We start from the raw sequence: 20,426 nt of genomic DNA, 5'->3' as shown, positions 1-20,426 counted from the left end.
GAAATGTAAAGAAAGCTGCCGCAGCCTTATTAAAAATTTGCAAATACCGTACAATCCGCCGCAGCCGTCGCAGAACGGTCTTCCTTACATCTACGAAATCCCAAAAACACAAGCCGCTTCCTATCCGCCGCCGAGGCAGCCTCCCTGCCGAAGCACCCGCCGACAAACAAGGAGCGAACCATGAACCATACCAAGCTGAACACTCTGGCCGCCTGCCTCGGCCTGCTTTTCTGCACGCCGGAAATTTGGGCGGAAGATGCCGCGCCCGCGCAAAACGCCGCCGAAAGCAACGCCCTCGATGCCGTAACCGTACACGGCAAACGCATGAAGGCCGACGAAAAAGGCGAAGCGCAGCAATACAGCAAAAACGTATCCAACGCCTATCTGGGCAAAGAATATCTCGAACGCTACCAAACCGACGCGGCGGGCGACATTCTGAAAGGCCTGAACGGCGTATACAATATGAACACCCGCAATGCCGGCAGCGCAATCACCCCCAGCATACGCGGCATTTCCGGCAAAGGCCGCATCCCCGTTACCATCGACGGCACGGAGCAGACCGTGGACGTGTGGATGAACAACTACGGCACGGCCGACCGGAATTATGTCGATCCCGCCCTGTTCCGCAGCATTGCCGTAGAAAAAAGCCCCGCCATGACGCGGGGCATAAAATCGGGCGTGGGCGGCGCGGTGGCCATCAGCACCATCGAAGCCGACGATATAGTGCCGGAGGGCGACAAATGGGGCATCCAAATCAAGGGCAGCCTGTCCGACAACACCGCCCTGCCTACCGTCAATAATCTGCAATATCTGGGCTGGGAAGACTACCGCACCATTCCGAGCCGCCCGATAGCCGACGGGCCGACCGGACAGGTGGGCGGCACGGGCGAAATCTATCAGGCTTTGGATTTCGATGATTTTCCGCGCCCGCGCAGCCGCAGCCACAAATTATCTAATTTCAAAGGCGACCGCTCCGGCATGATCGCGGCCGCTTTCAAAACAAATATTGCCGACGGCCTGATTGCATACAGCGACCGCAAAAAAGGCAATTATTTCTCCGGCAAGCGCGGCGCGGGCGGCTATCTCTACAATCCCGAATACGATTCCGACCATGCCGACACCGGCAACACCTCCGCCACCATGATTCCCAATATGGCCAAGCTCTATATCCCGGGCGAAGAGGTAATGAACAGCAATGTTGCCAGCAAAAGCCTGCTGCTGAAAAACAACTGGCATCTGCCGCACAATCAGACCATCAGCCTCAGCCATCTGCGCACCCGTGTCGATTTCGGCGAAGTCAATCCTTTCTATGTAGCTATGGCACTGGGCTTCAGCCAAGATTACAACTTTGTCGGCCAGCAGCCTGCGGTGTATCCGATTCAGGGCTTAAATTCGCATATCGACACCAAAAGCTACAAGCTCGGCTATTCGTGGCAGCCGGAAAACAGCCGCTGGATAGATTTGCAGGCCAATATCTGGCGCATCCGCACCGACAGCAGCCGCCATCAAAACGGCGGCCCCGAGCTGGGCGTTACCTTTGGCGATTCCAATTACGACAACTGGGTATCCTGCTTTATCAGACACCAAGTACCATACAGGCTGGCAAACCTCAATATGTCCTGCGACGAGCTGGTGGCCGACGGTACAATCCCCGCGCAAGAGCCGAACGATCCGGCTCCCGTCGAAGGCGCATACCGCGTCAAATCGGGATCGGAGCAGCGCACCCGCGCCACCCGCCTCGGCGCGGACATCAGCAACCGCTTCCGCCTCACCGACAATCTGAGCATGACCCTGTCGGCCAATATCCAGCACGAAAAGCTGGATGAAAATACCCAAATCACCACCAACGACAGGGATTTTTTCGGCATCATCAATTCGCTGACCACCGCCACCGCCATTGCCGGCCCGCGCGCCGGCCGCCGCCACGAATGGGGCGGCGGCCTGGTGTTTGACTGGCAGCCGACAGCCCGCCTGAATATCCAGGCGGGCGTGCGCTACGACAAATTCTGGGCATATGATGACGCGCTGGCTAAGGAGCGTAAGGCAAAGCGCAATCCGTTTTATTCTTCCGATATGGAGGGCGGGCAGAGCAGCAGCGGCTACATCATCGGCGCGGAGTTGCCTTACTACGAGATTATCGGCAACAAAGAGGAAGCAGATGATATACGGAGGATTGTTGATAATAGTGGCAGAGATCCCAATACACAGCAAAGGCTATATGACGCATTCAGAATAAAATACGGCTACGATTACGATCATGTCGAGGGAAATACAAGAGGCAGGGATGGAATCGTAATTACCGACCGCAACGGGGAAAACAGCGACAGCGGCGCGGTGTACCGCCTGAAATACGCCTACGCGCCCTATACCAACGGCCAATATCAGGGGCCGCTGTTCCGCAAAGGCCAGTTTGACGAACGGGCAGACAATCCGCAGGGATTGCGGGGCAGCTATTTGAAATACCTGAATGGTTTGGCAACGTACGGTAGGGGCAGCCTGACTTATCTGGAAAGGAAAGATCAGGCCGATCAGGCGGCAAGAAATGCGTATTCCGTCAGAAAAAGGCCTGCCACCGAAGAAGAAGTGTGGCCGACTCCGAAACACCTCAAAGCCCGCGCCTGGTCGCCGCTGCTGGCCGTCAGCTACGATCTCACCGACAAAAGCCGCCTGTTTTTCCGCTTTGCCCAAGCCACCCGCTTCCCCAGCATCTACGAAGCCACCACCACCAATGTCAATCTGCTCGACCCCTATAATTTCGAATTCGACCTCAAGCCCGAGCGCAGCACCAACTGGGAAATCGGCTACGCCTTCAATTTCGCCCCCTACTCCAAGCGGCTCAAAGCGGGCGACATCCGCATCACCTACTACGACAACACCATCCGCAACGCCATCGACATCAGCGAAAACAAAAACATCGTCCAATACGAGAAAAAACAGACTTCGGGCATCGAGCTGCAAAGCCGTATCGACAGCGGCAAATGGTTTGCCACCTTCGGTGCGAACTACCGCCTCAAACAGCGCGTGTGCGACAAAACCACCGCATGGAACTACGACATCTACAACAACCGCATCCCCGAATGTATCGACGGCGGCTTCGGCGCGACCCGCTTCTACCAGACCATGCAGCCCAAATACTCGCTCAACCTCGATGCCGGCACGCGCCGCCTGAACAACCGCCTCGAGCTCGGAATGCGCGGCACCTACCACAGCACCGTCAGCACCAAACAGCAGGACGAACTGGCCGCGCAAGGCCTGGCGCGCATCCTCGAAGCCACCGGCCGCCCCTACCACTGGCGCGCCTCGCTGGTGTTCGATATGTACGCCAAATACCGGATAGGCAAAAACTTCGGCCTGAACCTGGGCATCACCAACCTCACCAACCGCTACTACCTCGACCCCATGTCCAACGTGCCCGTACCCGCCCCGGGCAGGGCGGTAACGTTCGGATTTACAGGGAAATTCTAAGCGGAACGGCAGAGTTTGCAACAGCACGGGAACCTGTGTAGGGTGTGCCGCCCAAAGGCGGCGCACGTGCCACCTGATTTTCAGACGGCCTCATGTTTTCCCACAAGAAGACCGCGTGCGCGGCTGCGCCACACACCCTGCACAAATCCCAAGTAGGGTGTGTCGCCTAAGCGACGCACGCGTTCCTTGCCATTTGGAAAATAAGGCCGTCTGAAAACATAAGCCGCGTGCGTGGCTGCGCCACACACCCTACAACCATCCCGTAGGGTGTGTCGCCTAAGCGACGCACGCGTCCCCGACTCTCGGCAAAATGCCGACGCGGCTTGCAAACGCCAATCCGCCACTAGCCAAACTCCCTCCCCTGCGCCCGCGCGGGGGAGGGCCGGGGAGGGGGTGGCGGTTTGCAGAACCGATTTCCCGCCCGCAAGCGCAGCCGAAGCGGCAACAGCCCCCACCCTAACCCTCCCCCGCAAGCGGGAGAGGGAATAGAGGCCGTCTGAAAATCCGTAAGCAAATTTTCAGACGGCCTTTGTACCAAGAGTCAGGGAAACGCGTGCGTCGCCTTAGGCGACACACCCTACGGGATGGTTGCGTGGTGTGTGGCACAGCCGCGCACTCGCTTGGAGATGGTTGCAGATATTTGGTGCGGCGGTTCATAAAACAGATAGAGGCCGTCTGAAAAACTGTTTTCAGACGGCCTCTGACGTTTGTTCCCTCTCCCGCCTGCGGGGGAGGGTTAGGGTGGGGGCTGTTGCCGCTTGGCAGACATTTGCAGGGCAGCAGGGCGGCAGGCAAAGCGGTTTTGCAAACCGCTACCCCCTCCCCAGCCCTCCCCCGCGCGGGCGCAGGGGAGGGAGTTGGATGGGTGTCGGACGAGCCGTTTGCAGCCGCAGCCTGCATCTTTCCGAAATATTGGGAACGCGTGCGCGGCTGCGGCACACACCCTACCTTAGCGGCAAAGGCCGTCTGAAAACAAAATCTGGCTTTTCAGACGGCCTGTCCGTTTTTCCGCGCCGCACCGTGTAGGGTGCGTCGCCTAAGCGGCGCACGCGGTTGATGGTTTGGCGGTAACCGTTGCCCGAACTTTCGGCAAATGCTTGCGCCGCTTAGGCGGCACACCCTACGCGGATGCTTGCGGGGCGTGTGGCGCAGCCGCGCACGCGGCGGGCATTGTCCGCCCTGTTTTATGCGGCGAGCGAGGCAACTGTTTGGCGGAAGGCGGCCCATACGTCGCCTGCTTCCGCGCCTTTGATGAGGCGGTCGATGCGGGCGCATTGCTGCAAGGCGGCGATGAGGCGGATGATGCCGATGCGGCGTGCGGCCTGCGGCGCGAGGGTTTGTTTTTCGCCCCACAGGCGCAGGCTGTTGCGTACGGACTGCACGCTTTGGCCTTGTTTGAGCGCGGCGGTGAGGCGGATGAGGGTGCGGATGTCTTCGGCCAGCGTCCACAGCAGCAGGACGGGTTCCGCGCCTTCGGCTTCGAGGCCTTCCAAAAGCCTTGCCGTGCGTGCGGTGTCGCCGCCCATCCATGCGGCGGACAGGCTGAATACGTCGAAACGCGCCACGTCGGCCACGGCCTGTTCCGCTTCGGCCATGCCGATGGTGTGTCCGGGCGGGTAGAGCAGGGCGAGTTTGCCGATTTCCTGTTTGGCCGCGAGCAGGTTGCCTTCGACGCGTTCGGCAAACAGGGCGAGTGCGTCGGCTCCGATGTCGAGCTGTTCGGCTTTCAGACGGCCTTTTATCCATACGGGCAGGGCGTTGGCGGATACGGCTTTCGCTTCCAGTACGGTGCCGTGCTTCGAGAGTGCGGCAAACCATTTGGCCTGTGTCTGCGCTTTTTCCAGCTTGGGCAGGGCGACAATGGTAACGGTGTCTGCGGGCAGGTTTTCGGCCAGCGTTTGCAGCGCGTCGCCGCCGGATTTGCCGGGTTTGCCGTTGGGGATGTGGATTTCCAGCAGTTTCAAATCGGCAAACAGGCCCGCGCTGCCGGCCGAGGCAAGCAGGCCGTCCCAGTCGGCGGCGGTTTCGGGAGTGTGGACTTCGCGGTTGAGATAGCCTTGTTTTTTGGCGGCGGCGCGGAGGGTGTCGAGGGCTTCGATGCGCAGCAGGTCTTCTTCGCCGTGGATGACGTAGAGGGCGTGCAGCGGTGTGTCAGGGGTGAGGGATTCGATGGGCAGGGCGGGCATAGGCGGGAGGCGGAACGTTTTTTCAGACGGCCTTTTGTTCCGGCAGGCCACAGAGGCCGTCTGAAAACGGATGGGGAAGTCAGTGCGGCAGGAAAGACAGGCGGCGGACGAGCTGTTCGGCGGCATCGCGCTGCATTTCGCGGCGGACGGTTTCTTCTTCTTCCTGTTTGCCCAACACTTCGCTGTCGGCATATTCGAGCTGGCGGCGCACTTCCGCTTCCATCGGTTTGCCCAGCGGCTCGCCGTTGCGGTAGGCCTGCGCCCGCACTTTCAGGACGAGGAGGTAGTCGGCCACCAGCGCGGCTCGGGTGATGGTGAGTACGTCTTTCTGCGTTTCTGCTTCTTCCACTTTTAAGACGGCCTGTGCCTGGGCGGCGGGAACGGGCGTGCCGCCCGCGCTGCGCAGCGCGTTTTCCAGCGGGCGTTGCAATTGTGCGCCCTGAATGTGCCATTGTTGGTAGGGAAGCCGGTCGTAAGGCTGCATACCTTTCGGGTGGAAGCCGCAGGCGGCCAGCAGCAGCGCGGCGGCGGCGGGGATTTTGTTCATGTGTCGTCCTGAATCTGGCCGTCTGAAAAATGCGGGGCGGGATGGCGTTTTCAGACGGCCGCAAGCGTGAAAGCCGGCATTCTACCGCAGTTTGCCGCAGCTTTCCGCAGGCGGCAGCGCAAGGGGGCATTTACAGCCGTATCTTCTCCACGCCGCCGCCGTTGGCTTTTTTCACAAACTCGTCCAGCCAGTTTTCGCCGAGGATGTGGCGCGCCATTTCGATGACGATGTAGTCGGCGGGCATGTTGTTGTCGTCGGCGTAGCGGCTGAGGCCTTGCAGGCAGGCGGGGCAGGTGGTGAGCATTTTGACCGGCTCGCCCTGCGGCAGCTCTTTCAGGTTTTTTTCGATTTCTTCCTGTTTGCGGAATTTGACCTGGGTGGCGATGTCGGGGCGTTTGACGGCGAACATGCCGCTTTCGCCGCAGCAGCGGTCGCTCAATACGACCTTTTGGCCGAGAAGCTCGCCGGCCATTTGAGTGGCGTTCATGGTTTTTACCGGAGTGTGGCAGGGGTCGTGGTAGAGATACTGCTGCCCTTTTACGCCGTTGAGTTTTACGCCTTTTTCCAACAGGTATTCGTGGATGTCGATGATGCGGCAGCCGGGGAAGATGTCTTCGAAGCGGTATTTTTCGAGCTGGTCGTAGCAGGTGCCGCAACTGACGACGACGGTTTTGATGTCGAGGTAGTTGAGCGTGTTGGCCATGCGGTGGAAGGCGACGCGGTTGTCGGTGCTCATTTTTTCGGCGCGGGTGCGGTCGCCGCCGGCTTCCTGCGGGTAGCCGCAGCACATGTAGCCCGGCGGCAGGACGGTTTGCACGCCGACGTGCCAGAGCATGGCCTGTACGGCCAGTCCGATTTGGCTGAACAGCCGCTCGGAGCCGCAGCCGGGGAAGTAGAACACGGCTTCGGCATCTTCGGGCGTGTGCGGGTTGCGGATGATGGGAATGCTTTTGCCGTCTTCGATGCCGAGCATGGAGCGCGGGGTTTTGGCGGGCACGTTTTTGGGCAGCGGGCGGTTGATAAAGTGGACAATCTGCTCTTTCAGCGGGGCTTTGGCAACGGTGGCTTTGGGCGCGGCTTTCTGCTTTTCCGCGCCGATGGGCAGCATTTTGCCGACTTTGTAGGCGAAGTGCTGGGCGGGGAAGCCGGTGCGCACCATGGCGGCGCGCAGGGCTTTGACGGTGCGGGGGCTGGTGGTGTTGAGCAGTGCCTGGCCGAGGGCGGCCACGGGCGTGGTGCGTTTGCGGCCGGATTCGGAGAGGTAGTTGCGCACGGCCACGGTTACGTCGCCGAAGTCGATGTTGACGGGGCAGGGTTTGACGCAGCGGTGGCAGACGGTGCAGTGGTCGGCGATGCCGCCGAGTTCTTCAAAGTGTTTCACCGAAATGCCGCGCCGCGTTTGTTCTTCGTATAAGAAGGCTTCGGTGAGCAGGCCAACGCCGAGGATTTTGTTGCGCGGGCTGTACAGCAGGTTGGCGCGGGGAACGTGGGTGGAGCAGACGGGTTTGCATTTGCCGCAGCGCAGGCAGTCTTTGACCGATTCGGCGATGGTGCCGAGTTCGGATTTTTCCATAATCAGCGATTCCGCCCCCAAAAGCTCGAACGAGGGGGTGTAGGCGCGGCGCAGGTCGGAGCCTTTCATCAGCTTGTGGCGGTTGAAGCGGCCTTCGGGGTCGATGCGTGCTTTGTAGTCCCAAAAGGGCTGCATTTCTTCGTCGGTGAGAAATTCGAGTTTGGTGATGCCGATGCCGTGTTCGCCGGAAATCACGCCGTTCAGACGGCGTGCGATGCGCATGATGCGCCCAACCGCGCGGTGGGCGGTTTGCAGCATTTCGTGGTCGTCGGAATTGACGGGGATGTTGGTATGGACGTTGCCGTCGCCCGCGTGCATGTGCAGGGCGACAAACACGCGGCCGCGCACGGTTTTGCTGTGGATTCTGCCCAGCGCGGCGTTGATTTTGGTATCGGCTTTGCCGCTGAAAATATCGGCCAGCGGCTTCATTACATCGGTTTTTACCGACACGCGCAGCCTGAAATCGCGGAAGGCGGTAAAGCAGCTTTCGTCGTCGCGGGCTTCGGCGGCAGCCCGAACGGCATCGCCGAAGCGGTTTTTATAGTCGGCCAGCGGCGCGTCGAGATTGTCCAGCAGCCACTGCCAGCGGCTGCGCACGGCTTCGACGTGTTCGAGGGCGTGGCGGGCGCGGCCGCCCAGCAATTCGGCCTTGGGCAGGTCGGTGTCCATTTTGTCCACCGGCAGGCTGCCGGAAAGATATTGGATCAGCGCGTCGCAGAGTTTGAGCTTGTTTTGAACCGACAATTCGATGTTGATGCGCTCGATGCCGTCTGAATACTCGCCCAGCCGCTCGAGCGGGATAACTACGTCTTCGTTGATTTTAAAGGCGTTGGTGTGTTTGGCGATGGCGGCGGTACGGCTGCGGTCGAGCCAGAAGGTTTTGCGCGCTTCGGGGCTGACGGCGATAAAGCCTTCGCCTTCGCGCCCGCGTGCCAGTTCGCAAATGCGTTCGGCGGCGGCAGATACGGCTGCTTCGTCGTCGGACACGATGTCGGCCAGCAACACCATTTTCGGCCGTCCGCGTCCGGCGGCTTTGGTGGCGTAGCCCACGGCGCGCACATAACGCCAGTCGAGATGCTCCAAACCGGCCAGCCGCACGCTTTCGTGTCCCAGCAGGTAGTCGCGGATTTCCACGATAGACGGCGTGGCCTTGGCCACCGTGCCGAAAAACTCCATGCACACCGTGCGCGTGTGTTTGGGCATGGTGTGCAAGACAAAGGCCACGCTGGTGATGATGCCGTCGGTGCCTTCTTTCTGCACGCCCGGCAGGCCGCTGAGGAATTTGTCGGTAACGTCTTTGCCCAGGCCGGTTTTGCGGAATTTGTGCCCCGGTATTTCCAGCCGCTCGGTTTTTACGGTGTTGAGGCCGTCTGAATCGAGGGTGTGGATGTCGAACACGGCGGTTTCTTCGTCGTGGATTTTGCCGAAATTGTGGCGCACGCGCTCGATGCGCAGCCATTCGCCCTGCGGGTTGACCATCTGCCAGTAGGCCAGATTGTCCAGCGCAGTGCCCCACAACACGGCCTTTTTGCCGCCGGCGTTCATCGCCACATTACCGCCCACGCAGGAAGCGTCGGCCGAAGTGGGGTCAACGGCAAACACCAGCCCGGCCTGATGCGCGGCCTCTTCCACCCGCCGCGTTACCACGCCCGCGCCGCAACGGATAATGGGATGTCTGCCGTCCAAACCCGCCAGCGGCACATACTGCACGCCGCCGTGCAAATCGAGTTTTTCGGTGTTAATGACCGCGCTGTCCGCATCCAGCGGCACCGCGCCGCCGGTATAACCCGTGCCGCCGCCGCGCGGAATAATCACCAAATCCAGCTCGATGAGTGCGCGCACCAGCGGCGCAACTTCGGCTTCGGAATCGGGATTGACCACCACAAACGGATATTCCACGCGCCAGTCGGTTGCGTCGGTAACGTGCGTAACCCGCGCCAGCGCGTCAAACATAATATTGTGCGGCTTGGTGATTTTCGACAGCCGCTGCCATACCTTTTCGCGCCTGGCGCGGATGATGTCGAAACCCTCGTCAAAACGCCTTACCGCCGCTTCCGCCGCCGAAACCAGCAGGGCAACCTGCGGATTGTCGTCGCGCCGCCTGCGGATTTCGCCCAAACGGTGGCGCATCTCGCCCACCAAAGCCGCGCGGCGTTTGGGGTGCGCGAGCAAATCGTCCGCCAGATACGGATTGCGCTCCACCACCCAGATGTCGCCCAACACTTCAAACAGCATCCGCGCCGAGCGGCCGGTTTTGCGCTGGGTGCGCAAGTCTTCCAAAATCTGCCACGCTTCTTCGCCCAGCAGGCGGATGACGATTTCGCGGTCGGTGTAGGATGTGTAGTTGTAGGGGATTTCGCGCAGGCGTTCGTGCGCGGCGGCGGGTGTGGTCATGGCTGTGTTCCGTGTTTTGGTATTTTTGGTGTTTTTATTGTCAGGCCGTCTGAAAAGCAGGGAAGCCCGTTTTTCAGACGGCCTGTCGGTTTTGTTGCAATGTAATGTAAATTTGACACCGTTTCAAGTTGGAATGTAGACAATTCCCGCAGCGGGCGGCGGGCAGGGAAAAATCCGCTTGGTGTTTTGCGGCAAAACCCCTATAATGCGCCGCTTCTTTGGCGGGTCTCCCCGCATGGCGGATTGGAACAACGGGTCAGGGGCGGAAGCCAGCAGCCCACTCCGACGAGCCAGTGCCGGGGGTCGGGCTCGCCGCCCGCTTTTAAGAAACAGCCGCAGATTTGGTCTGCGGCTGTTTTGTTGTGCGCCACGTACAGATAGAGGCCGTCTGAAAACAGTATTTTCAGACGGCCTCTGTTCTGCTTTATGAACCCCGCACCAAATATCTGCAACTGTCTGCAAGCGTGTGCGCGGCTGCGCCACACACCCTACGGGATGGTTGTAGGGTGTGTGGCTTGCCACGCACGCGGCTTATGTTTTCAGACGGCCTTATTTTCCAAATGGCAAGGAACGCGTGCGTCGCTTAGGCGACACACCCTACTTGGGATTTGTGCAGGGTATGTGGCGCAGCCGCGCTTTTCAGACGGCCTCTATTCCCTCCCCCGCGCGGGCGCAGGGGAGGGAGTTTGCTTAGTGGGGGATTGGCGTTCGAAAGCCGCGTCGGCATCTTGCCGAGAGTCGGGAACGCGTGCGCCGCTTAGGCGACACACCCTGCACAGGCTCCCGTGCTGTTGCAAACTCTGCCGTTCCGCTTAGAATTTCCCTGTAAATCCGAACGTTACCGCCCTGCCCGGGGCGGGTACGGGTACGTTGGACATGGGGTCGAGGTAGTAGCGGTTGGTGAGGTTGGTGATGCCCAGGTTCAGGCCGAAGTTTTTGCCTATCCGGTATTTGGCGTACATATCGAACACCAGCGAGGCGCGCCAGTGGTAGGGGCGGCCGGTGGCTTCGAGGATGCGCGCCAGGCCTTGCGCAGCCAGTTCGTCCTGCTGTTTGGTGCTGACGGTGCTGTGGTAGGTGCCGCGCATTCCGAGCTCGAGGCGGTTGTTCAGGCGGCGCGTGCCGGCATCGAGGTTGAGCGAGTATTTGGGCTGCATGGTCTGGTAGAAGCGGGTCGCGCCGAAGCCGCCGTCGATGCATTCGGGGATGCGGTTGTTGTAGATGTCGTAGTTCCAGGCGGTGGTTTTGTCGCACACGCGCTGTTTGAGGCGGTAGTTCGCGCCGAAGGTGGCAAACCATTTGCCGCTGTCGATGCGGCTTTGCAGCTCGATGCCCGAAGTCTGTTTTTTCTCGTATTGGACGATGTTTTTGTTTTCGCTGATGTCGATGGCGTTGCGGATGGTGTTGTCGTAGTAGGTGATGCGGATGTCGCCCGCCTTGAGCCGCTTGGAGTAGGGGGCGAAATTGAAGGCGTAGCCGATTTCCCAGTTGGTGCTGCGCTCTGGCTTGAGGTCGAATTCGAGATTGTGCGGATAAAGCAGATTGACATTGGTGGTGGTGGCTTCGTAGATGCTGGGGAAGCGGGTGGCTTGGGCGAAGCGGAAAAACAGGCGGCTTTTGTCGGTAAGATCGTAGCTGACGGCCAGCAGCGGCGACCAGGCGCGGGCTTTGAGGTGTTTCGGAGTCGGCCAAAGCTCTTCTTCGGTAGTCGGCATTTTGTGAACATGAGCCGCATTTCTTGCCTGATTGGCCGCATTTTGTCTTTCCAGATAATTTTCGTTTGGCCCTCCGCCCCCCCAGCCATTCATCGCCATACCGTTCAGGTATTTCAAATAGCTGCCCCGCAATCCCTGCGGATTGTCCACCCGCTCGTCAAACTGGCCTTTGCGGAACAGCGGCCCCTGAAATTGGCCGTTGGTATAGGGCGCGTAGGCGTATTTCAGGCGGTACACCGCGTCGCTGTCGGGCTGGATTTCCCCGTTGCGGTCGGTAATTTGGATACGGTCTTGGATAGTATGGGTTCTTCGTTCGACATAATCGTAATCGTAGCCGTATCTGCTCCTAAACCGATCAATCAGCCTGTTCACTTCATCGATGTTGGTGCCGTCATAGGCATTTTCAATCCTCCGTATATCGTCGGCTTCCTCTTTGTTGCCGATAATCTCGTAGTAAGGCACATCCACACCGATGATGTAGCCGCTGCCGTCTATTACCCCGCTCATATTGGAAGAATAAAACGGATCGCGCTTTGCCTTCCGCTCTTTGGCCAGCGCGTCATCATATGCCCAGAATTTGTCATAGCGCACGCCCGCCTGGATATTCAGGCGGGCTGTCGGCTGCCAGTCAAACACCAAGCCGCCGCCCCATTCGTGGCGGCGGCCGGCGCGCGGGCCGGCAATGGCGGTGGCGGTGCTGACTGCGCCGATGATGTTGTAAAAATCGTTGTCGTTGTTGGATACTTTTGTGGTCTCGTCCAGCTTTTCGTGTTGGATGTTGGCCGACAGGGTCATGCTCAGATTGTCGGTGAGGCGGAAGCGGTTGCTGATGTCCGCGCCGAGGCGGGTGGCGCGGGTGTTTTGCTCCGAACCCGATCGGACACGGTATGCGCCGGGTATCGGCGGCTCTTCCTTTGCAGGCTCTTCTCTGGGCACGTCGGCGCAGCTCATGCCGAACCGGCGCAGATCTTCCGGCACTTCATGGCGGATATGGCAGGCCACCCAGTTGTCGTAATTGTTGTCGGCAAGGATGACATTCAATTCGGGGCCGCCGCTCTGGTGGCGGCTGCTGTCGGTGCGGGTGCGCCAGATATTGGCCTGCAAATCTATCCAGCGGCTGTTTTCCGGCTGCCACGAATAGCCGAGCTTGTAGCTTTTGGTTTGGAGGCGGGAATCCAGCCCCTGAATCGGATAATAGCTCGGCTGCTGGCCGACAAAATTGTATGCGTTGCTGAAGCCCAATACCAATGCATTGTAAAAGGGATTGTTTTCGCCGAAGCGCACGCGGGTGCGCAGATGGCTGAGGCTGATGGTCTGATTGTGCGGCAGATGCCAGTTGTTTTTCAGCAGCAGGCTTTTGCTTTCGACATTGCTGTTGAACACTTCTTCGCCCGGGCGGTAGAGCTTGGCCATATTGGGAATCATGGTGGCGGAAGTGTTGCCGAAATCGGCATAGTCGGAATCGTAAACGGGATTGTAGAGATAGCCGCCCGCGCCGCGCTTGCCGGAGAAATAATTGCCTTTTTTGCGATCGCTGTATGCAATCAGGCCGTCGGCAATATTTGTTTTGAAAGCGGCCGCGATCATGCCGGAGCGGTCGCCTTTGAAATTCGACAATTTGTGGCTGCGGCTGTCGGGAGTTACATAATTGGTAAAAGTCAATGCCCGATAGCGTTCGCCCGTGCTTTCCACGCCGCCGGCCGGCCCGTCGGCTATCGGATGGCCGGGAATGGTGCGGTAGTCTTCCCAGCCCAGATATTGCAGATTGTCCACACGCGGCTTGGCGGTGTTGTCGGACAGGCTGCCCTTGATTTGGATGCCCCATTTGTCGCCCTCCGGCACTATATCGTCGGCTTCGATGGTGCTGATGGCCACCGCGCCGCCCACGCCCGATTTTATGCCCCGCGTCATGGCGGGGCTTTTTTCTACGGCAATGCTGCGGAACAGGGCGGGATCGACATAGTTCCGGTCGGCCGTACCGTAGTTGTTCATCCACACGTCCACGGTCTGCTCCGTGCCGTCGATGGTAACGGGGATGCGGCCTTTGCCGGAAATGCCGCGTATGCTGGGGGTGATCGCGCTGCCGGCATTGCGGGTGTTCATATTGTATACGCCGTTCAGGCCTTTCAGAATGTCGCCCGCCGCGTCGGTTTGGTAGCGTTCGAGATATTCTTTGCCCAGATAGGCGTTGGATACGTTTTTGCTGTATTGCTGCGCTTCGCCTTTTTCGTCGGCCTTCATGCGTTTGCCGTGTACGGTTACGGCATCGAGGGCGTTGCTTTCGGCGGCGTTTTGCGCGGGCGCGGCATCTTCCGCCCAAATTTCCGGCGTGCAGAAAAGCAGGCCGAGGCAGGCGGCCAGAGTGTTCAGCTTGGTATGGTTCATGGTTCGCTCCTTGTTTGTCGGCGGGTGCTTCGGCAGGGAGGCTGCCTCGGCGGCGGATAGGAAGCGGCTTGTGTTTTTTGGATTTGTAGATGTCAGGAAGACCGTTCTGCGACGGCTGCGGCGGATTGTACGGTATTTGCAAATTTTTAATAAGACTGCGGCAGCTTTCTTTACATTTCGAGGCGGATGAAATAGTACCGCTGTTGTCGTAAGCAGGAGGTTGTGAAATATAAAGCATATATAAAATAAATTATTTTCGTAATTTTAGTATTATTTTCTAATGTATAAAATTTACACTTTTTGTCTTGTGGAAAATGGAAAACGACGGCTGCCGACAGAGGCGAGGAAGCCGAGCAGGATGGCATTGGGACGGAATTCCATGGCAGTTCGTAAGGTTTGGTTAGGATTTTGATAATGTAGCAATGGGTTTCTGCCGCTGCCATCGGCTGATGGGATTAGTCCGTCGGATGATGGGTGCGGGGTAGGGGGAGGCCGTCTGAAAATGCCGTTTGCGCCGCTTGGTTTTGCAGCTTGGCTGTGTATCCGCGTGGATTTGACACGGCATCAGGCCGTCTGAAAAACGTTTTCAGACGGCCTGATGCTTGTGCGGCGGGCGGATTACGCGCTGACGGAAAAGACGGTTTCAGACGGCCATTGCTCTGCCGCAAGCAGGGAGCAGACGGCGGCGGCGAGGCCGTTTCTGTCCATGTAGCTGCGGGGGATTTCGTCGATTTCGCGGTGGAGGGTGAAGCTGCCGCCCGCGTCTTGTCCGAGGCCGCAGGGGCGGAGGATGACCCAGTCCAAACCGCTTTGGCGCAGGCGGTTTTCGGCTTCGGTTTTGGCAAGGACGGCTTCGCCGAGGGCCTGCTTGAACATTGCGCCGGTGTTTTCGTATTGTTCGCCGCAGCCCATGCTGGTTACGAGCAGGAAGCGGGCATTTGGGGCTTTTTGGCGGACGGCTTCGATAATGTTGGCATTGCCTGCCGCGTCGCTGCGTTCTCCGGCTTCGTTTTTGCCGCCGACGAAGCTGACGACGGTGTCGGGCTGCGTTTGGGAAACGGCGGCAAGGACGGCGGCGGGGTCGAGTGCGTCGGCGATGACGGTTTGGGTTTGGTGCTGCGGGTAGAACGGGTCGTCTGCCTGTGCAGGGCGGCGCAGGACGGCGGTGAGGCCGTCTGAAAAGCCGTTTTGGCGCAGACGGGCGATGAGGGCGCGGCCGCTTTTGCCGTTTGCGCCGAATATCATGAGCATATCAGGCCTCCCCGATGCCGAAGAGGGCGCGCATGGCGTGGATTTGGCGTTCGATGAGTTCGCCTTCTTTGTCGCGTCCGACGTAGATTTTGAACATGGCGCCGCCTGCGCGGTTGATGAAGTTGAGGGAGACGGTGCGTTTGCCCATAAAGGGGCGTTCGATGAGGTAGATAGCGGCGCAGTTTTCATAATAGATGTGGCCGTGGATGCCGCCGGGTTCGCTTTCTTTGAAGTTGTAGAAGCCGCGTCCGATGCTGCCGCCGGGCAGTTTGCCGGTTACTTCGGCGATTACGTCGGGGGTGTGGGCGATGAAGGTTACGGCTTCGTCCCATGCGGCAACGGCCTGCATGATTTCGACGAAGCGGCTGCCGTCGGTTTTGTGTACGCAGCCTGCGGGCAGGCAGTTGATGATTTCTTCAAAGCTGCATTGGTGCCGGCCGGCAAGCATTTCGAGTATTTGGCCGGGGTTTTCGGCCAGGGTGTTGCGCAGGACGGTTTTTTGCTCTTCGGATAGGGGTGTTGCCATGAGTTGCTCCTTGTCTTCGTTTGCGGGCAGCGCAAGCATGAGCTTGCGGATGAGGGTGGGCGACCAGTAGCGGCCGCTGGTGTGGAGACGGATGAGGCCGTCTGAATCGGGCGGGGCGGTAAGGCCGAGTTCCGCCCATTGTGTCAGGAGGGCGGCGGCGCGGGGGTGGGGGGCGAACAGGCGGCTGTCGATAAAGCCCAGTTCGATGTCGTGTTGCAGGCGGCCGAGGAGGTATTTGTTTTCGCTGTGGCGGCTCATGTAGGCGATGTTTTTTTCGCCTTCGGGTGTGGCGAGGTAGTTGTCGAGATCGCTTTGCACCTGGTAGCTGTAGCCGCCGCCGTTGCCGCCCGCGCCGGAACCGAAGGCGAGGCAGGGGATGTTGGATTTGACCAAACGGTTGTACAGGTTGCGCTCGCCGCGCCCGGGGTAGGCGAAGTGGTTGTTGCTGATTTGTTCCCAGCTTTGTCGTGCGAGATAGTCTGCCGCATAGGCGTATTGCAGCGACTGGGTGTCAAAGCCCGGCGGCGGGGGAAACGCGCCTTTTTCGATCATGCGGTTGATGGGGAGGAAGGGGTAGCAGTTGAAGGCGTAGGTGTCGAGCCCTGCAAGGGGCAGGGCGGCGGCGGTGCGCAGGTCGTTGTGCCAGATTTCGTCGCTTTGGCCGGGCAGGCCGAAGATGAGGTCGGCAACGAGGACGGCGTTCAGACGGCCTAATTGTTCGAGATAGGCTGCGGCTTCCGCGCCGCTGTGTCTGCGGCCGAGGCGGCGGCGGATGGCGGTGTCGAAGGTTTGTATGCCGATGGAGATGCGGTTGACACCCGCATCGACGGCGGCACGGGCTTTGTCGGCAGGGAAATGGCTCATGCGGCCTTCGAGGGTAAATTCGCAGCCGTCCGCGAGCGGAAGATATTGGTAGCAGGCGCGGATGAGGCGTACCAAATCGTCGGTAAGCAGGGCGGTGGGCGTGCCGCCGCCGAAATAAACGGCGCGGATTTTGCCGCTGCCTTTGCGGATTTCGGCTTCCCGGGCAAGCTCTTCGATAACTTTGTCGGTGTATTGTTTGCTGTGGCTGTCTTTCCAAGCGTTGCGGTAGAAGCCGCAGAAGACGCAGTGGTTGGCGCAGAAAGGGATGTGCAGATAGGCCAGCGCGTCTTCCTGCAACACGGTTTCGGCCTGCTGCCGCCAAAGCCGCTGCCATTGGCTGTTTGGTACGGGTATCCCGCCCCAAATGGGCATCAGAGCCTGCCGTTCGGGAAAGGCATCGGGTAGGGCTTGGTCGGGACGGATGGTAATGGTTTGGTTCATTTCATGTTTTTGTGAAATAAATAGGAATGGTTGCTATTATTTAATCATAACGCCGAAAGCGTTTTTGATTCAAATCAAACCTTGTCAGGGTGGGAAAAGGCCGTCTGAAAATGCGGTATGGCGGGGCAGGGCGGGAGATGGGGCGCGGCGGTGTATCGGTTTGGGGGAAAGATAATCGGCAGATAGAAAAACAGCCCGCATATGCGGGCTGTTGTGTTGCGTTTTCCGTACGGGCTTATGCTTGGGGCGGTTTGTCTCCGCTGCCGTCGGGACGGCTGCCGGCCGTGTCTTCTGCGGGCGGTGTTGCGGATTGGCCGTCTGAAAGCCGGCGGGTGTCTGCATCTGCACCGTTTTCACGGGCATCTGCCGCCGCTTCCTGCTGTGCATCGGATTGGCTGCCTCCGGATTCTCCGTTTTCGGATTCTCCGTTTTGGCGCACGTTGTGGCTGTAATCTTTCGGCGGGCTGGGTTGTTTGCCTGCCATGATTTCCAGCACTTGGTCGCGGTCTATGGTTTCCCATTCGATAAGGGCGCGGGTCATGGTTTCCATTTTGGCGCGGTTTTCATCGAGGATTTTGTAGGCGACGGCGTATTGCTCGTCCAAAATGCGGCGGATTTCGGCATCCACTTCCTGCTGGGTTTTCTCGGAAATATGTTGCGAACGGGTTACGCTGCGGCCGAGGAAGACTTCCCCTTCGTTTTCGGCATACACCATCACACCCATTTTGTCGCTCATGCCGTAGCGCGTAACCATTTCGCGGGCGATTTGGGTGGCGCGTTCGAAGTCGTTGGATGCGCCGGTGGAAATGCGGCCGACAAACAAATCTTCGGCAATACGTCCGCCAAACAAAATGGAGATTTGGTTCAGCATTTGGTCTTTGTACATGCTGATGCGGTCGCGTTCGGGAAGCTGCCAGGTCAGGCCGAGGGCGCGGCCGCGCGGCATGATGGTAACTTTATGCACGGGGTCGGTGCCTTCCAAACTTTCGGCAACGATGGCGTGGCCGGATTCGTGGTAGGCGGTGGCGCGTTTTTCGTCTTCGTGCATCACCATGCTGCGGCGTTCGGGACCCATGTAGATTTTGTCTTTCGCATCTTCAAAATCGCTTTGGTCGACTTTGACCTTGTTGCGGCGGCCGGCAAAAAGGGCGGCTTCATTGACCAGATTGGCCAAATCCGCGCCGGAGAAGCCGGGCGTGCCGCGTGCCAGCGACACCAAATCAACAGATTCGTCCAGCGGCACTTTTTTGGCGTGTACGTTGAGAATCTGTTCGCGGCCGCGAATGTCGGGCAGGGGAACGACAACCTGGCGGTCGAAACGGCCGGGGCGTTGCAGCGCGGGGTCGAGTACGTCGGGGCGGTTGGTGGCGGCAATCACAATTACGGTCTGGTTGCTTTCAAAGCCGTCCATTTCCACCAAAAGCTGGTTGAGCGTCTGCTCGCGTTCGTCGTTGCCGCCGCCGAGGCCTGCGCCGCGCTGGCGGCCTACTGCGTCGATTTCGTCGATAAAGATAATGCAGGGCGCGTTTTTCTTCGCCTGCTCGAACATATCGCGCACGCGGCTTGCACCCACGCCGACAAACATTTCTACGAAATCGGAGCCGGAAATGCTGAAAAACGGCACGCCTGCTTCGCCGGCAATCGCTTTGGCGAGCAGGGTTTTGCCCGTACCCGGGCTGCCTGCCAGCAGGATGCCGCGCGGCATGCGGCCGCCGAGGCTCTGATAGCGGTTGGGGGCTTTGAGGTAGTCGACAATTTCGCTGACTTCTTCTTTGGCTTCGTCGCAGCCGGCCACGTCGGCAAAGGTAACTTTGTTGTTGTCGCTGTCGAGCAGGCGGGCGCGGCTTTTGCCGAAAGAGAATGCACCGCCTTTGCCGCCGCCGCCGGTCTGCATACGCATGAAATAAAACCATGCGCCGATCAGCAGCAGCACAGGCAGCAGGCTGAAAAAGAGGCTGCCGAGCATACTCTGGCGTTCTTCGGGCGTAACCTGTACGCGGACGTTTTTCGCCAGCAGGCGTTCGGACAGCTTGTAGTCCATCGGCGCGTTGGTTACGAATTTGCTTTTGTCGGTGCGCTCGCCTTTGAGCGTGTAGCCCGCCAACGCCGAGCCTTCGACGGTTACCGAGGCGATTTCGCCTTTGTCGACCTGCTGTACGAATTGCGAATAATCGACCAGCCGGGCTTCTTCCCGCCTTTCTTTCACGGCGTTGAAGGCGGCCAGCAGGCCGATGATCAATGCAGACCAAATCAAAAGGCTTTTTACAATGCTCCTCACAAAAACGGGCTCCCAAAATAGTGAAAAATGAAGTGAAAAAACAGGGGGCGCGATTGTAATTGACCCCTGTTGCCTTGTCAGCGTTTATTTTTTCCCAGCAGGTAAATCTCGCTGGAACGGCCGCGCGAAGCATCGGGTTTGCGTGTCTGCACCGAGGCAAAGTCTGCGCGCATTTGAGCCGTGAATTCGGGATAACCCGCGCCCTGAAACGCTTTTACCAAAAAACTGCCGCCCGGTTTGAGATGGCAGCGGGCAAAATCCAAAGCCAGTTCGCACAAATAGAGGCTTTTGGCCTGGTCGGTTACCGAATGGCCGCTCATATTGGGTGCCATATCGCAGATTACAAGGTCGAGGGCGCGGCCGCCGAGCAGGCTTTCAAAACGCGCCAGCACTTCCTCTTCGCGGAAATCGCCCTGAATGAAGGATACGCCTGCGACCGGCTCCATCGGCAGAATGTCGAGCGCGAACACTTTGCCCTGTGTGCCTGCCAGTTTTGCCGCCGCCTGCGACCAGCTTCCCGGCGCGCTGCCCAAGTCGGCCAATATGGTTCCGGGCTTGATGAGTTTGTCTTTTTCGTTGATTTCCAAAAGTTTGTAGGCGGCGCGGGCGCGGTAGCCGTCTTTTTGCGCCTGATGGACGTAGTGGTCGTTCACATGCTCGTGCAGCCATGCTTTCGACGATTTGGAGCGTGCCGCCATTTTGGGTATCCGAAAGACAAAAGGCCGCCATTCTACACGATTTTCAGACGGCCTCTTGCGCCGCATGACGCGTCTTGTGCTTTCGCGTAAAATGCCGCTTTTT

At 59.1% G+C, this 20,426-nt stretch carries 10 protein-coding genes and 1 other RNA gene; 3 read left to right on the top strand and 8 right to left on the bottom strand.

Features of this window, described 5'->3' with window-relative positions; translation table 11 throughout:
• Window positions 1–180: 180 nt before the first annotated feature.
• On the top strand, window positions 181–3,465 hold the full coding sequence (locus DYE40_RS11425; protein ID WP_115309210.1) for a TonB-dependent receptor: 3,285 nt from the start codon (window positions 181–183) through the stop codon (window positions 3,463–3,465).
• Between the two features lie 861 nt (window positions 3,466–4,326).
• Window positions 4,327–4,491, top strand: coding sequence for a hypothetical protein (locus DYE40_RS12705; protein WP_172461270.1), 165 nt, complete (start codon window positions 4,327–4,329; stop codon window positions 4,489–4,491).
• Between the two features lie 158 nt (window positions 4,492–4,649).
• Here DYE40_RS12705 and holA read toward each other — a convergent pair whose 3' ends face one another.
• From holA to DYE40_RS11410, 3 genes are all read right to left on the bottom strand, one after another.
• Window positions 4,650–5,651, bottom strand: a complete 1,002-nt coding sequence (gene holA, locus DYE40_RS11420) for a DNA polymerase III subunit delta (protein WP_115309209.1) — start codon at window positions 5,649–5,651, stop codon at window positions 4,650–4,652.
• Window positions 5,652–5,730: 79 nt separating this feature from the next.
• Complete coding sequence (locus tag DYE40_RS11415) at window positions 5,731–6,198, bottom strand: LPS-assembly lipoprotein LptE (protein WP_115309208.1); 468 nt, start codon at window positions 6,196–6,198, stop codon at window positions 5,731–5,733.
• Between the two features lie 130 nt (window positions 6,199–6,328).
• A complete protein-coding gene (locus tag DYE40_RS11410) occupies window positions 6,329–10,165 on the bottom strand; it encodes a DUF3683 domain-containing protein (RefSeq protein ID WP_115309207.1) in 3,837 nt (1,278 codons plus the stop codon).
• Between the two features lie 220 nt (window positions 10,166–10,385).
• Here DYE40_RS11410 and ffs point away from each other — a divergent pair.
• An RNA gene (gene ffs / locus DYE40_RS11405) (signal recognition particle sRNA small type) lies at window positions 10,386–10,482 on the top strand.
• 495 nt (window positions 10,483–10,977) lie between these two features.
• Here the strand turns inward: ffs and DYE40_RS11400 are convergent.
• From DYE40_RS11400 to DYE40_RS11380, 5 genes are all read right to left on the bottom strand, one after another.
• The gene (locus tag DYE40_RS11400) at window positions 10,978–14,265 is read right to left on the bottom strand and encodes a TonB-dependent receptor domain-containing protein (RefSeq protein ID WP_115309206.1); all 3,288 of its coding nucleotides are present in this window, start codon (window positions 14,263–14,265) and stop codon (window positions 10,978–10,980) included.
• 618 nt (window positions 14,266–14,883) lie between these two features.
• Window positions 14,884–15,516, bottom strand: coding sequence for an NAD(P)-dependent oxidoreductase (locus DYE40_RS11395; protein WP_115309205.1), 633 nt, complete (start codon window positions 15,514–15,516; stop codon window positions 14,884–14,886).
• Between the two features lies 1 nt (window position 15,517).
• Window positions 15,518–17,347, bottom strand: a complete 1,830-nt coding sequence (hutW, locus tag DYE40_RS11390; protein WP_115309204.1) for a heme anaerobic degradation radical SAM methyltransferase ChuW/HutW — start codon at window positions 17,345–17,347, stop codon at window positions 15,518–15,520.
• A 235-nt stretch (window positions 17,348–17,582) separates the two neighbouring features.
• Window positions 17,583–19,625: an ATP-dependent zinc metalloprotease FtsH gene (ftsH, locus tag DYE40_RS11385; protein ID WP_115309203.1), complete on the bottom strand. Its 2,043-nt coding sequence runs from the start codon at window positions 19,623–19,625 to the stop codon at window positions 17,583–17,585.
• A 77-nt stretch (window positions 19,626–19,702) separates the two neighbouring features.
• The gene (locus DYE40_RS11380) at window positions 19,703–20,323 is read right to left on the bottom strand and encodes an RlmE family RNA methyltransferase (protein WP_115309202.1); all 621 of its coding nucleotides are present in this window, start codon (window positions 20,321–20,323) and stop codon (window positions 19,703–19,705) included.
• Between the last annotated feature and the right edge of the window lie 103 nt (window positions 20,324–20,426).

This window comes from Kingella potus (assembly GCF_900451175.1).
In the GTDB taxonomy this organism is placed as follows: Bacteria; Pseudomonadota; Gammaproteobacteria; order Burkholderiales; family Neisseriaceae; genus Neisseria; species Neisseria potus.
The sequence above is the reverse complement of the archived record's forward strand: the minus strand, read 5'-3'. Positions and strand labels throughout refer to the sequence as shown.

Coding starts and splice junctions, on each gene's coding strand:
- DYE40_RS11425 (WP_115309210.1), top strand. CDS start 181: ATGAACCATACCAAGCTGAACACTCTGGCCGCCTGCCTCGGCCTGCTT.
- DYE40_RS12705 (WP_172461270.1), top strand. CDS start 4,327: ATGGGTGTCGGACGAGCCGTTTGCAGCCGCAGCCTGCATCTTTCCGAA.
- holA (WP_115309209.1), bottom strand. CDS start 5,651: ATGCCCGCCCTGCCCATCGAATCCCTCACCCCTGACACACCGCTGCAC.
- DYE40_RS11415 (WP_115309208.1), bottom strand. CDS start 6,198: ATGAACAAAATCCCCGCCGCCGCCGCGCTGCTGCTGGCCGCCTGCGGC.
- DYE40_RS11410 (WP_115309207.1), bottom strand. CDS start 10,165: ATGACCACACCCGCCGCCGCGCACGAACGCCTGCGCGAAATCCCCTAC.
- DYE40_RS11400 (WP_115309206.1), bottom strand. CDS start 14,265: ATGAACCATACCAAGCTGAACACTCTGGCCGCCTGCCTCGGCCTGCTT.
- DYE40_RS11395 (WP_115309205.1), bottom strand. CDS start 15,516: ATGCTCATGATATTCGGCGCAAACGGCAAAAGCGGCCGCGCCCTCATC.
- hutW (WP_115309204.1), bottom strand. CDS start 17,347: ATGAACCAAACCATTACCATCCGTCCCGACCAAGCCCTACCCGATGCC.
- DYE40_RS11380 (WP_115309202.1), bottom strand. CDS start 20,323: ATGGCGGCACGCTCCAAATCGTCGAAAGCATGGCTGCACGAGCATGTG.